11 protein-coding genes and 1 pseudogene are annotated in these 13,554 nt (G+C 74.8%); 8 read left to right on the top strand and 4 right to left on the bottom strand.

Features of this window, described 5'->3' with window-relative positions:
• Positions 1-34 precede the first annotated feature (34 nt).
• Positions 35-1,720, bottom strand: coding sequence for a phospholipid carrier-dependent glycosyltransferase (locus AB0L34_RS29185; protein WP_363708304.1), 1,686 nt, complete (start codon positions 1,718-1,720; stop codon positions 35-37).
• An 83-nt stretch (positions 1,721-1,803) separates the two neighbouring features.
• On the opposite strand from AB0L34_RS29185, the gene rsmI reads away from it, so the two are divergent.
• Positions 1,804-2,652: a 16S rRNA (cytidine(1402)-2'-O)-methyltransferase gene (gene rsmI, locus AB0L34_RS29180; protein ID WP_357457238.1), complete on the top strand. Its 849-nt coding sequence runs from the start codon at positions 1,804-1,806 to the stop codon at positions 2,650-2,652.
• A gap of 13 nt (positions 2,653-2,665) precedes the next feature.
• On the opposite strand, the gene AB0L34_RS29175 is transcribed toward rsmI, so the two are convergent.
• Positions 2,666-3,649 carry a hypothetical protein gene (locus AB0L34_RS29175; RefSeq protein ID WP_363708301.1) on the bottom strand — a complete coding sequence of 328 codons (984 nt, stop codon included), beginning with the start codon at positions 3,647-3,649 and terminating at the stop codon, positions 2,666-2,668.
• 149 nt (positions 3,650-3,798) lie between these two features.
• Between AB0L34_RS29175 and metG the strand changes: the two genes are divergently transcribed.
• A complete protein-coding gene (gene metG, locus AB0L34_RS29170) occupies positions 3,799-5,631 on the top strand; it encodes a methionine--tRNA ligase (RefSeq protein WP_357457242.1) in 1,833 nt (610 codons plus the stop codon).
• A gap of 86 nt (positions 5,632-5,717) precedes the next feature.
• Here the strand turns inward: metG and AB0L34_RS29165 are convergent.
• Together AB0L34_RS29165 and AB0L34_RS29160 are read right to left on the bottom strand one after the other, a co-directional pair.
• Positions 5,718-6,568: pseudogene (locus tag AB0L34_RS29165) on the bottom strand (alpha/beta hydrolase).
• An 87-nt stretch (positions 6,569-6,655) separates the two neighbouring features.
• Complete coding sequence (locus AB0L34_RS29160; protein WP_363708299.1) at positions 6,656-7,885, bottom strand: hypothetical protein; 1,230 nt, start codon at positions 7,883-7,885, stop codon at positions 6,656-6,658.
• A gap of 95 nt (positions 7,886-7,980) precedes the next feature.
• Between AB0L34_RS29160 and AB0L34_RS29155 the strand changes: the two genes are divergently transcribed.
• The 6 genes from AB0L34_RS29155 to AB0L34_RS29130 all read left to right on the top strand — a co-directional run bounded on the left by AB0L34_RS29155 (position 7,981) and on the right by AB0L34_RS29130 (position 13,487).
• Positions 7,981-8,916, top strand: a complete 936-nt coding sequence (locus AB0L34_RS29155) for a TatD family hydrolase (protein ID WP_363708297.1) — start codon at positions 7,981-7,983, stop codon at positions 8,914-8,916.
• 52 nt (positions 8,917-8,968) lie between these two features.
• Positions 8,969-9,838, top strand: a complete 870-nt coding sequence (gene rsmA, locus AB0L34_RS29150) for a 16S rRNA (adenine(1518)-N(6)/adenine(1519)-N(6))-dimethyltransferase RsmA (RefSeq protein ID WP_357457251.1) — start codon at positions 8,969-8,971, stop codon at positions 9,836-9,838.
• A 9-nt stretch (positions 9,839-9,847) separates the two neighbouring features.
• A complete protein-coding gene (locus tag AB0L34_RS29145; protein ID WP_350701394.1) occupies positions 9,848-9,988 on the top strand; it encodes a hypothetical protein in 141 nt (46 codons plus the stop codon).
• On the top strand, positions 9,985-10,941 hold the full coding sequence (locus AB0L34_RS29140) for a 4-(cytidine 5'-diphospho)-2-C-methyl-D-erythritol kinase (RefSeq protein ID WP_363708295.1): 957 nt from the start codon (positions 9,985-9,987) through the stop codon (positions 10,939-10,941). Before AB0L34_RS29145 ends, AB0L34_RS29140 begins: the two co-directional genes overlap by 4 nt.
• Positions 10,942-11,112: 171 nt before the next feature.
• On the top strand, positions 11,113-12,918 hold the full coding sequence (locus AB0L34_RS29135) for an ABC-F family ATP-binding cassette domain-containing protein (RefSeq protein ID WP_363708293.1): 1,806 nt from the start codon (positions 11,113-11,115) through the stop codon (positions 12,916-12,918).
• A 113-nt stretch (positions 12,919-13,031) separates the two neighbouring features.
• Positions 13,032-13,487, top strand: a complete 456-nt coding sequence (locus AB0L34_RS29130; protein ID WP_363708291.1) for a DUF4383 domain-containing protein — start codon at positions 13,032-13,034, stop codon at positions 13,485-13,487.
• Positions 13,488-13,554 lie beyond the last annotated feature (67 nt).

Raw genomic sequence — 13,554 nt, 5'->3', positions numbered from 1 at the left:
GGCCCCGGAGCCGCGGCGGGTCGCGCGCCGTCGGTCAGATCCAGCGGCCGTCCAGCCACATCCGCGCCGACCACTCGGCGTACGGGAGCAGCTTGCCGACGAAGATCGGATGGAAGTACGCGAAGCAGAGCGCGACCAGCAGGACGTACGCCCCGGCGATCACCCCGCCCACGAGCCGGCGGTCCTGGCCGGCGTCGAGCGGCGCGACGGCGCCGCCCCCGGGCGGGCCGGCGGGTGTGACGATCGCGCCGAGCACGTAGACCACCGCGAGCACCAGGAACGGCAGCACCGGCGCGGTGTAGAAGGAGAACATCGTCCGGCCGTCCAGCGCGAACCAGAACCAGGGCAGCAGGCCGGCCGCCACGACGAGCAGGATCGCGCCGGCCCGCCAGTCCCGCCGGGCCAGGCCCAGCCACGCCAGCGCCACCAGGGCGGGCAGGAACGACCACCAGAGCAGGGGCGTGCCGAGCAGCAGGACCTCAGAGGCGCAGCTCGGCGCGCCGCAGGCCCCGTTGCCCGACCAGTAGAAGGCGACCGGCCGGCCCAGCAGCAGCCACTGCCACGGCCACGACTGGTACTTGTGCGGGTCGTCCAGGCCGGTGTGGAAGCCGTACGCCGCCTTGTGGTACTCGACGAGGTTGTGCAGCGCGCCGATGACCGGGGTGTCGCTCAGCGGCGCGTTCGGGTACCGCTCCGCGAGCCGGTAGTAGCCGTCGTCGCCGAGCAGCCAGCCGGACCAGGTGGCGACGTAGGTGACCACCATCAGCACCCCGGCCAGCACCAGCCAGGGCAGCTCGTCGAGGAGGGTGTCCCGCCACGGCCGGCGGGCGCCCGCGGAGCGGCGGACCCCGACCTCCCAGAGGATCACCAGCAGCGCGAACACGGGCAGGAAGTAGAGCGCGCTCCACTTCACCGCGCAGGCACCGCCGAACAGCACCCCGGCGGCCAGCCGCCACCACGGCCAGTTCCGCCAGCCGCCCGCCGGCCGCCCGGCCCGCCCCGGCCGGCCCGGGTCGAGGCCCGCCTCCAGCGCCCGGGCCCACCGGCGGCGCCGGGCGTCCCGGTCCAGCACCAGGGCGCCGAACGTGGCCAGCACGAAGAACAGCAGGAAGATGTCGAGCAGCGCCGTGCGGGACAGCACCAGGTGGAAGCCGTCCAGCGCGAGCAGCAGGCCGGCCGCGCAGCCGAGCGCGGTCGAGCGGAACATCCGCCGGCCGATGCGGACCAACATCAGCACCGACAGGGTGCCGACGACCGCCGCCGAGAACCGCCAGCCGAACTCCGGGGCGGTGGTCATCAGGTGCCCCGGCACGGAGATGCCCTGCTCGGCGTCCGAGTAGCCGAAGGCCCACTCGCCGAGCCCGATCAGCCACTTGCCGAGCGGCGGATGGACCACGTACGAGGGGCCGTTGTCCTGGTAGTTCCACTCGACGCCCTTGTCGACCAGGGCCCAGCCCTCGCGGGCGTAGTAGATCTCGTCGAAGATCTTCCCGGGCGGATGGCTCAGGCCGACGAACCGCAGGATCGCCGCGATCGCGACGATCACGCCGGTGGCCAGCCAGGAACGCCCGTCCAGCCGGGCCTCCACGGTCGCCAGCCGGCGCCGGACGATGCCGGGAACGCCGCCGCCGGGCGCCGGGGACGATCCTTCCGCCGGCGCCCCCGCCGTGGGATCGGGTCCCGCCTGGTCCGCGCTCTGTGCTGTCGACGCACTCGTCACCCGGCGATCGTAGGCTGCCAAGGTGCCCGGTGGCGCCCGTCGCCTCCGATACCGGCACCCCTGTCGATGAAGGAGCCGTTCCCGTGGGTGAAATGTCCGACACCGGGCGCCTGATCCTCCTCGGCGCGCCGCTCGGCAACCCGGCCGACGCCTCGGCCCGCTTCCGCGAGGTGCTCGCCACCGCCGACGTGGTGGCCGCCGAGGACACCCGCCGGCTCACCCGCCTGGCCCGCGACCTGGACGTCACCGTGGCGGGGCGGATCGTCTCCTACTTCGAGGGCAACGAGGAGCGGCGCACCCCCGAGCTGGCCGACGTGTTGACCGCCGGCTACGTGGTCGCCCTGGTCACCGACGGCGGCATGCCGAGCGTCTCCGACCCCGGCTACCGGCTGGTGCGGGCCGCCCTGGACGCCGGCGTGCCGGTCACCGCCGCGCCCGGCCCGAGCGCCGTCACCACCGCGCTGGCGCTGTCCGGGCTGCCCTGCGACCGGTTCTGCTTCGAGGGCTTCCTGCCGCGCACCCCCGGCGCCCGCCGGTCCCGGCTGCGGGCGCTCGCCGCCGAGGAACGGACGCTGGTCTTCTTCGAGGCGCCGCACCGGATCGCCGGCGCGCTCGCCGACCTGGCCGCCGCGTTCGGCGCCGACCGGCCCGCCGCGCTGTGCCGCGAGCTGACCAAGACGTACGAGGAGATCGTCCGCCGCCCGCTCGGCGAGCTGGCCGACTGGGCCGCCGCGGGGGAGCCGCGCGGCGAGATCACCCTCGTGGTGGCGGGCGCGCCCGAGACGGCCCCGGAACGCCCCGACGACGACACCCTGCGGGCCGCCGTCGCCGCCCGGGAGGCCGCCGGCCTGTCCCGGCGGGACGCGATCACCGAGGTCGCCACGGAGTACGGCCTGCGCCGGCGCGACGTCTACGGCGTCGTGCACGCCTGACGCGCGAGGCGACTCACCAGGCGGCGACGAGGAAACCGAGGGTGAGCGCCAGCGGGCCGGCCACGGCGCCGGTGACCGCCCAGCGGCGGGTCCGGGGGTCGGCGAGCCGGGTGGCCCCGGTCCACCTGGCGATCCCGGCGCAGCAGCCCAGCACCACCAACAGGCCGAGCAGCCAGCGCAGGTGCCCGGCCGCCCCGGCGTCCGCGTACGCGGTGCCGCCGTCCGGGCCGGTCATCCGGGCCGGCAGCGTCGCGCCGGTCGCGGTCCGCTCCGCGGCCACCCCGCTGACCCGTACGCCGTGCGCGATCCACGGCTCGTCGGCGGGGGCGAAGTTGCCCCGGCAGCGCTGGGTGAGCCCGCCCCCGGTGCAGTCGACGATCACCGCCGTGCCCCGCGTGGCGTGCCCCACCGCCAGCCAGAACGGCCCCGCGCTGACCCAGGCGAAGAAGGCCGCGACCAGGCTCAACACCAGCAGCACGGCCAGCCCCGGCAGCGGATCGGGCGGGCGCGGGGCGCGCCGGGCCTGCCGGTCCCCGTCCCGGGAGGACCGCTGCCGTTCGTGCGGTGGCTCCTCTCCGATCGGCGTGCCGTCCCAGTGCACCTGTTCGATCGGCGGCCAGTACGCGCCGTCGTCGCCGTCGGGCGTGCCGCCGGGGTCGGCGCCGTCCGGCGTACCCCCGTCGGCGGGACGTCCCCGGCGGGCGTGGTGGGGCTGGCGGACCGGGACCCGGCGCGGCACGGCGTCGACCGGCGCCCCGGTCGTGGGCTCGACCTCGGCGGCCGGCTCGGCCGCCCCGGCCGGTTCGGCGGGCGGCCCGGCGGGTTCGGCGGGCGGCCTGGCGGGCGCGGCCGGCGGCTCCGGCGGCGCGGCGGGCGGGACCACCCGCGGATGCGGCGCGACGGTGCCGCGCGACGCACCGGCCGCACCGCCGTCCGGCGGGCCGGAGGGGCGGTCGTCGTGATCCCGGGCCGCTCGTCTGCCAGTCACGACGTTCATTGCACCCCGCCACCCGCGCGCGAACGGGCAGCTCGGGCCGCGTGTCGGCGACAAATCGGACAAATGGCGGAGCCGATCCGGCCGGTCCGCCGACCCGCGAGCCCTATTGATTCGCGGTCACCCGAAGCGGGTCACTAGGCTTGCTGGTCATGAGTCACGTTCTCGCGGCGGTTGCCTGGCCGTACGCCAACGGCCCGCGCCACATCGGCCACGTCTCCGGTTTCGGCGTTCCCTCCGACGTTTTCAGCCGGTACATGCGGATGGCCGGCCACGACGTGCTCATGGTGTCGGGCACCGACGAGCACGGCACCCCCATCCAGGTGCAGGCGGACGCCGACGGCGTCACCCCGCGCGAGCTGGCCGACCGCTACAACCGGGTGATCGTCGAGGACCTGCACGGCCTCGGGCTCTCCTACGACCTGTTCACCCGCACCACCACCCGCAACCACTACGCGGTGGTGCAGGAGCTGTTCGAGGGGATGTACCGCAACGGCTACATCGTCCCGAAGACCACCATGGGCGCGATCTCCCCGTCCACCGGCCGGACCCTGCCCGACCGCTACATCGAGGGCACCTGCCCGATCTGCGGCTACGACAGCGCCCGCGGCGACCAGTGCGACAACTGCGGCAACCAGCTCGACCCGATCGACCTGATCGACCCGAAGTCGCGGATCAACGGGGAGACCCCGAAGTTCGTCGAGACCGAGCACTTCTTCCTGGACCTGCCCGCCCTGGCCGACGTGCTGCGGCAGTGGCTGGACACCCGCGAGGGCTGGCGGCCCAACGTGCTGCGCTTCTCGCGGAACCTGCTCGACGACCTCCAGCCCCGGGCCATCACCCGGGACCTGGAGTGGGGCGTGCCGATCCCGCTCGACGGCTGGCGGGACCGCCCCGACAAGCGCATCTACGTCTGGTTCGACGCGGTGATCGGCTACCTCTCCGCCTCGATCGAGTGGGCCCGCCGCTCCGGCGACCCGGAGGCGTGGCGCAGGTACTGGAATTCAACGGGCGCGGAGGGCGGTGTCCCGTTTGCCGACGGAGTCGGCGGTGACGCCCGCGCCTACTACTTCATGGGCAAGGACAACATCGTCTTCCACTCGGTGATCTGGCCGGCGCTGCTCTCCGGCTACTCGGGCGAGGGTGACCGCGACGGCCAGCCGGGCGAGCTGGGCCGGCTCAACCTGCCCACCGAGGTGGTCTCCAGCGAGTACCTGACCATGGAGGGGCGCAAGTTCTCCTCCTCCCGGCGGGTCGTCATCTACGTCCGGGACTTCCTGGAGCGGTACGACGCCGACGCGCTGCGCTACTTCATCGCCGCCGCCGGCCCGGAGAGCAACGACACCGACTTCACCTGGGCCGAATTCCTCCGCCGCAACAACGACGAGCTGGTCGCCGGCTGGGGCAACCTGGTCAACCGCTCCATCTCGATGGCGGCGAAGAACTTCGGCGCGATCCCGCCCGTCGACCCGGCCGGGCTCACCGAGGCCGACGAGGCGCTGCTCGCGGTCGCCCGGGCCGGCTTCGCGACGGTCGGTGACCTGATCGCCCGGCACCGGCAGAAGCAGGCCATCGGCGAGGCGATGCGGGTGGTCGCCGAGGCCAACAAGTACCTCTCCGAGCAGGCCCCGTGGAAGCTCAAGGGCGAGGCCGACAAGCCCCGGATGGGCACCATCCTGCACGTCGCCCTTCAGGTGGTCAGCGACGCCAACACGCTGCTCACCCCGTTCCTGCCGCACTCCGCGCAGAAGGTGCACGAGCTGCTCGGCGGCACCGGCGTGCACGCCCCGATGCCGGTCATCGAGGAGGTCGACGACCTCGACGGCGGGCCCGCGTACCCGGTGCTGACCGGTGACTACTCGGTCGGCGCGCGCTGGGAGTCCGTGCCGCTGGAGGTGGGCCGGGCGTTGGCCGCACCGAAGCCGGTCTTCCGCAAGCTCGACCCGTCGATCGTCGACGAGGAGCTGGCCCGCCTGGCCGGCTGATCCCGAGCGTGCCGACGGGCGCGGCCCCCGAGGGGGTCGCGCCCGTCGTCGTCCGCGCCAGGCCGTGCGGCTGCGCCCCGGGACGGTCAGGCCCGCGCCATCGCCGGCGCGCCGATGAAGTCCATGATGCTGCGGTTCACCTCGGGCGCGTTCGTCCACGGGATGCCGTGCGGCGCGCCCTTCAGGGTGACCAACCGGCTGCCGGCCAGCATCGGCTGGAGCCGCTGCCCCGTCTTCGGGTACGGCAGCACCGCGTCGGAGTCGCCCTGCACGATCAGCACCGGCACGTCGATGCGGGACACGTCGCCCCGGAAGTCGGTCTGCCAGGCGTCCACGCTGTCGTGGGTGCCCTTCGCCGAGGCCCGGGCACCGATCTCCCAGTGCGCCCGGAACGCCTCCTCGCTGACCAGCTTGCCCCTGTTCTCCTGGTAGTTGAAGAACGCCTCGCAGAAGGTGGTGAGGTAGGCGAAGCGGTCGTCGAGGATGGCCTGCTGGAAGCCCTGGAAGAGGCTCTTCTCGACCCCCTCCGGGTTGTCCGAGGTCTTCAGCAGGAACGGCGCGAGCGGGGCCAGCAGCACCGCCCGGTCGACCCGCTGCGAGCCGTACACGCCCAGGTAGCGGGTCACCTCGCCGGTGCCATCGAGTGGCCGACCAGGATCGCGTCGCGCAGGTCCAGCTCGGTCATCAGCACGTCGAGGTCGGCGGCGAACGTGTCGTAGTCGTACCCGAACGCCGGCTGGGCGGAAGCGCCGAAACCCCGCCGGTCGTACGTGATCGTCCGGTACCCGGCGGCCAGCAGCGGCCCGGTCTGCTTCTCCCAGGTCGCGCCGTTGAACGGGAAGCCGTGGATCAGCACGATCGGCTGACCGGAGCCGTGGTCCTCGTAGTACAGGTCGATGGGGGCGGAGTTCTCCGTCCCCACGGTGATGAAGGGCATGCGCGTCTCCTGGTCACGTGACGGCCGGACGCGTGCGGATTCCCACCCCGTCCCCGGTTATGCCGGCGAGATCCGGCACGGGCCGGGTCAGAGCCGGTACGGCAGGTCCACCACCCGGTCCTCGGTGACCTCGGCGGCCGGCGCCCACGCCTCGTAGACGCCCCGCTCCTGGCACTGCGCCCCGGTCTCCGCCACCGCGTCCGGATCCGGTCGGCGCAGTCGCAGGCGGAGCCAGCCGGTCTCCTCCCGCAGCACCAGGCAGGGCGCGCCCCGCCAGTTGGCCAGCCGCAGCCGGCGGGCCGCCCACTCGACCGGGTACCGGGCGGCGCGGGTCATCGCCAGCACCCGGAACCCGCCGGGCAGGTCGGCCACCGCCTCGTAGTCGCCGCCGGCGTAGCCGCCGACCAGCCGGGTGGAGCGGGGCGCCTCGCCCGTCGGCACGTACTCCTGGTCGGGGGAGAGCCCCGGCACCGCCGCGAGCAGGTGCCGCCACTGCGGGCCGGCCATCCGCAGCCAGCCGCGCTGCTCGGCCTGGTAGCTGTAGAGCACCACCTCCACGCCGTCGGCCGGGTAGGCGAGCAGGGTGGCGTTCGCCGGCATCGGCAGGTCCGCGAAGTCCCGCGTGACGAACTCCGGGACGAGCTGGCCGCTGCTCGGCACGAACCCCGTGCCGAGGACCGCCGCGCCGATCCGGTCGCGGGGCGCCAGCGCCGTCAGGCCGCGGTGCGCGGCGCCGACCGGCACGTCGTAGTCGCCCGGGTCGGCGGCCCGCCAGCGCAGCGCGTACGTCACGTCCGCGCCGTCCCGGGCGTCCGAGCCGTCGGTGCGCAGTACCGTCGTCGCCGCCGGGGTACGCAGGTGCGCCACGTCGTGCTCCCGGTAGCAGAAGCCGTGCGGCAGCCACCCGCGCACGTACCCGGCGAGCTGCCGGGCGGAGAGCACCTTCACCATCCGGGTGCCGCGCCGGATTACCGCCGAGTCGCGCACCGCCGCCAGCGTCGGGTCGCCGGCCGCCGTCGGCTGCTGGCTGAGCTGCTGCACGTACGACCAGCCCCGCTCCCGGTGCAGCGGCACCAGCAGCGGCGCCTCCGGCTCCTCGACCGGCTCCGTCGCCGGATGCACGTCGCTGACCTCGGTGGCGTGCACGAACCTGCGCCACGGCCGGGTCGTGCCGGGCCGGGACCACTCGAAGCCGGGCGCCTCGGCCGCGCTGGACAACTCGTACGCCGCGCCCCGGGCGATCTCCTCCGCCGGGTACACCGCGCCCTCGTATGTGACGCTGAGGCCGTTTCCGCTGGTCTGAGGGGTGACGGTCACCCCGCTGACGCTAGGCCCGGCATGTGCCGAGTCGGTGAACGGCCGGTGGCGTCCCCGCGACGCGGGCCGCCGACGGTGTGTGATGCTGGCCTGCGATGAGCGAGCCCACCGAAACCCGCAAGCAGCGCGCCGCCCGCCGGGCCGGGGAGTTCCCGCCCGCCCCCGAGCCGCTGCCCCGCCCCGTGCTGGACAGCCACACCCACCTCGACATCACCGTCAACGAGGCCGGCGTGCCCCCACAGGCCGCGCCGGGCGAGCCGGCGGCGCGGGCAGCTGCCGACTCGAGCGGCGGCCCCGCCGCGGACCCCGTCGCCGCGGTCGTCGCCGTCGCCGCCTCCGTGGGCGTCGACCGGCTGGTGCAGGTCGGGGTGGACGTGGCGTCGTCCCGTTGGGGCGCCGACGCCGCCGACGCCCACCCGGCCGTGCTGGCCACCGTGGCGCTGCACCCGAACGAGGCGCCCCGCCTGGCCGACCTCGACGAGGCGCTGCGCGAGATCGAGGCGCTCGCCGCCCGCGACCGGGTACGCGGCATCGGCGAGACCGGCATGGACTTCTTCCGCACCGGGGACGAGGGGCGGGCCGTGCAGGAGGAGAGCTTCCGCGCGCACATCGCCATCGCCAAGCGGTACGGCAAGGCGCTGGTCATCCACGACCGCGACGCACACGCCGACGTGCTGCGGATCCTCGACGACGAGGGCGCGCCCGACACCGTGGTGCTGCACTGCTTCTCCGGCGACGCCGACTTCGCCGCCGAGTGCGTCCGCCGCGGCTACCTGCTCAGCTTCGCCGGCACCGTCACCTTCGGCAGCGCCGGGGCGCTGCGCGAGGCCGCCGCCCTGACCCCGCTCGACCAGATCCTGGTGGAGACCGACGCGCCGTACCTGACCCCGATGCCGCACCGCGGCCGGCCCAACGCGTCGTACCTGATCCCGCTGACCGTCCGGGCGCTGGCCGAGACGACCGGCGCGGACCTGGACGACCTCTGCGCCGCCATCTCCGCCACCGGCGACCGCGTCTTCGGCCCGTGGTGACCGGCAGGTCCCCCCTCCGCACTCCCGTGCCGGCCCGCATAGGCTACGGGGCGTGACCGGTCTCCTCGGCCCGGCGGAGATCCGGGAACTGGCCGCCCGGCTGGGTGTCGCCCCCACCAAGAGGCTCGGCCAGAACTTCGTGCACGACCCCAACACGGTGCGGCGCATCGTCACCGCCGCCGGGCTGACCCCGGACGACGTGGCGCTGGAGGTCGGCCCCGGCCTCGGCTCGCTCACCCTGGCCCTGCTCCCCGCCGCCGCCCACGTGCACGCCGTGGAGATCGACCCGACGCTGGCCGGCGCGCTGCCGGAGACCGCCGCCCGGCACGCCGGCCCGGACGCCGCCCGGCTCACCGTGCACCACGCCGACGCGCTGCGCGTACGCGCCGCCGACCTGGCCGACCCGGCGCCGACCGCGCTGGTGGCGAACCTGCCCTACAACGTGGCCGTGCCGGTGGTGCTGCACCTGCTCGCCGAGCTGCCCAGCCTGCGGCACGGCCTGGTGATGGTGCAGAAGGAGGTCGCCGACCGGCTCGTCGCCGGTCCCGGCTCCAAGGTGTACGGCGTCCCGTCGGTCAAGCTCGCCTGGTACTCCCGCGCCCGCGCCGCCGGGAAGGTCCCGCCGAACGTGTTCTGGCCGGTGCCGAACGTCGACTCCGGACTGGTCGCCTTCACCCGCCGCGAGCCGCCCCGCGACGACGTACCCCGGGAACGGGTCTTCGCCGTGGTGGACGCGGCGTTCGCGCAGCGCCGCAAGACCCTGCGCGCCGCGCTGGCCGGCTGGGCCGGCGGCGCGGACCGGGCCGCCGCCGCGCTCGCCGCCGCCGGCGTCGACCCCGGCGCGCGCGGCGAGTCGCTCTCCGTCGAGCAGTTCGCCGCCATCGCCGCGTCGGCCCCGGCCGCCCCGTCCGCCGCACAGTAGGCTGACGCCGTGCCCGCCCCGGGCCATCCGCACGTGTACGCGTACGACCTGGTCGACGGCCGGTGCGTGCCGGCCGCCGACGCCGCCGAGGAGCTGATCGTGGAGAAGCCGTTCGACATCCGCCTGCGCCTGCGGGACACCGCCCCGTGACCGAGGCCTGGGGACCGGACGACGAGGACGAGCAGCGGCGGCGCGGCGCCAGCGGACCGGTGCGGGTCCGGGTGCCCGCCAAGGTCAACCTGCACCTGGGGGTGGGGCCGCTGCGCCGCGACGGCTACCACGAGCTGAACACCGTCTACCACGCCATCTCCATCCACGACGAGCTGACCGCCCGTCGGGGCGACACGCTCACCCTCACCATGGAGGGCGAGGGCGCCGGCGAGCTGGCCCTGGACGACTCCAACCTGGTCATCCGGGCGGCCCACGCCCTCGCCGGGTACGCCGGGGTGACGCCGCACGCCCGGCTGCACCTGCGCAAGCAGATCCCGCTGGCCGGCGGGCTGGCCGGGGGCAGCGCCGACGCCGCCGCCGCACTGGTCGCCTGCGACGCGCTCTGGGGCACCGGGCTGTCCCGCGACGAACTGGCCGGGATCGCCGCCGACCTGGGCTCCGACGTGCCGTTCCTGATCCACGGCGGCACGGCGCTCGGCACCGGCCGGGGGGAGGCGGTCAGCCCCGTGCTGGCCCGCCCCACGTCCTGGCACTGGGTCGTCGCCATCGCCGACGGCGGCCTCTCCACCCCGGCCGCCTACCGCGAACTGGACCGGCTCCGCGACGCCGGCACCGCCGGTGCGCCGCTGGGCAGCACCGACGCGCTGCTCGCGGCGCTGCGCCAGCGGGACCCGCGGGTGCTCGCCGCGACCCTCGGCAACGACCTCCAGGACGCCGCCCTGGCCATGCGCCCGTCGCTGGCGGCGACGCTGAAGGCCGGCGAGGCGGCCGGCGCGCTCGCCGGCATCGTCTCCGGCTCGGGGCCGACCTGCGTCTTCCTCGCGGTGGACGCCGCCGACGCCGATCGGATCGCCGCCGAGCTGGCGTCGGCCGGGGTGTGCCGCGAGGCACGGACCGCCCACGGCCCGGTCGCCGGCGCCCGCATCATCTGACCGCCGGCGCTCCGGCGCCCGCTGACCTGGAACAAGCCGGCCGCCCCGCTGGTTGACCCGCGCGGGCCCGGCTCCGGCCGGGGCGGGCCCCGGCGCCCGCGTACCCTGGGAGGCTCAGGCGTCCCAGGTGCCGACCGGCACGGGGACGCCTTGATCATGGGAGGTGAGGTCGTGGCCAACATCGTCAACCTGGACCGGGTGTCCAAGGGCTACGGCGCCGCCGGGCCACTGCTCACCGACGTCTCGCTCGGCCTCGACGACGCCGACCGGATCGGCGTGGTCGGCCTCAACGGCGCCGGCAAGTCCACCCTGCTGCGGCTGCTCACCAAGCAGGAGGAACCGGACGACGGGCGGGTCACCCACCGCCGTGACCTGCGGGTCGCCTGGCTGCCGCAGAGCCTGACGCTCGCCCCCGACGCCACCGTCCGGGACGTGGTGCTCGGCACGGCCTGGCTCGGCGAGAGCATGGGCGCCGAGCACGAGTGGGCCGGCGACGCCGGCGTCCGCGCCATCCTCGACGGCCTCGGCATGCCCCATCTCGGGCTCGACCAGCCGGTCGGCCCGATGTCCGGCGGCGAGCGGCGGCGCGTGGCCCTGGCCGCGCTGCTGGTCCGCGAGTCCGACCTGCTCATCCTCGACGAGCCCACCAACCACCTCGACGTCGGCGGCGTCGACTGGCTGGCCCGCCACCTCGTCGGCCGCAAGGGCGCGCTCGTCGTGGTCACCCACGACCGGTGGTTCCTCGACGCCGTCTGTACCACCACCTGGGAGGTCGCCGACCAGACCGTCCGGGCGTACGAGGGCGGCTTCGCCGCCTGGACCCTCGCCCGCGCGGAGCGTGAGCGGGTCGCCGCGGCCACCGAGGCCCGCCGGCAGAACCTGCTCCGCAAGGAGATCGCCTGGCTGCGCCGCGGCCCGCCCGCCCGCACCTCCAAGCCGCGGTTCCGCATCGACGCGGCCAACGCGCTCATCGCCGACGTCCCGCCGCCGCGCGACACCATGTCGCTGCAACGGCTCGCCACCGCCCGGCTCGGCAAGCAGGTGTACGACCTGGAGCAGGTGACCCTGCACGCCGGCCCGAAGGAGATCCTGCACGACGTCACCTGGCAGGTCGGCCCCGGCGACCGCATCGCGATCCTCGGCCGCAACGGCGCCGGCAAGACCACCCTGCTGCGGATGCTGGCCGGCGTCACCCGCCCCGACGGCGGGCGCCTCGCCACCGGCTCGACCGTCCGGCCGGCCTTCCTCTCCCAGGAGTTGGCCGAGCTGCCCGGTCACCTGCGGGTCCTCGAAGCCGTCGAGGAGGTCGCCCGCCGGGTGCAGCTCGGCGACCGGGAGGTCTCCGCCGCCCAGCTCGCCGAGGTGTTCGGCTTCGACGACCGGCGGCTCTGGACCCCGGTCAGCGACCTCTCCGGCGGCGAGCGCCGCCGGTTGCAGATGCTCCGGCTGCTCGCCGGGGAGCCCAACGTGCTCCTGTTCGACGAGCCCACCAACGACCTCGACACCGACACCCTCGCCGCGCTGGAGGACCTGCTCGACTCCTGGCCCGGCACCATCGTCGTGGCCAGCCACGACCGCTATCTCATCGAGCGGGTCACGGACGTCGCGTACGGGATGTTCGGCGACGGGCGGCTGGTACACCTGCCCGGTGGCGTCGACGAGTACCTCGCCCGGGCCGCCGGCCGACCCGGACCGGCCCCGACCGAGCCGGCCGCCGCGGTCAGCACCGACGCGCCGGCCGAGGTCGGCATGTCCGCCGCCGACGCGCGCCAGGCCCGTAAGGAACTGGCCCGGCTGGAACGGCAGGTCGCCAAGCTGGAGCAGAAGGAGGCCGCCCTGCTCGACCAGCTCGCCGCGCACGCCACCGACTACGCCAAGGTCGCGGAACTCGACGCGCAACTCAAGGAGCTGCGGGCCGAGCGGGAGCGGACCGAGGAGACCTGGCTGACCCTGGCGGACGAGATCCCGGCGATCTGAGCGGCCCTCGTCGTGGCGTCGCACGCGGGAGGACCCCCGTGTGCGGCGTCACACCGCCGCGTGCGGGACAATCGTCCGCGACCCCTCACCCGAACGGCGTTGGAGACACAGACATGGCCCACACCCCCGTCAACCACCCCGCGCGGCCGGTCTACCGGGCGATCGGCGGGCTGACCGGTCTGTACCTGGTGGCCTTCGGCGTGCTCGGCATCATCGCGAGCGCCGGCAACGAGGTCCTCGCCCAGGATGACACCCAGGTCCTCGGCCAGGGCACGAACCTCGGCTTCTCGCTGCTCACCGTCCTGCTCGGGGCGGCGGTGCTGGCCGGCACCGTGATCGGTCGCAACATCGACGTCATGATCAACCAGTGGATGGCGTACGCCCTCATGGTGATCAGCCTCGCCGGTCTCGCCTTCATCCAGACCGAGGCCAACATCTTCAACTTCAGCATCATCACCGTCATCGTGCTGATGGTGGTCAGCCTGGTCCTGCTGACGGCCGGCATGTACGGCAAGGTCGGCACCGAAGAGGAGCAGGAGGCCTGGCAGAAGGCCCGCCTCGTGCTCTGAGTGGTTGTGGGTTTTCGCCGGAGCCCGACCTGCTCCGGGCGGTCAGGCTTGATCCCTCCGCAGGTCG

The organism is Micromonospora sp. NPDC052213 (assembly GCF_040679695.1).
Lineage (GTDB): Bacteria > Actinomycetota > Actinomycetes > Mycobacteriales > Micromonosporaceae > Micromonospora.
Note: the sequence above shows the minus strand (reverse complement) of the source record. Positions and strands in the feature narration are given on the sequence as shown.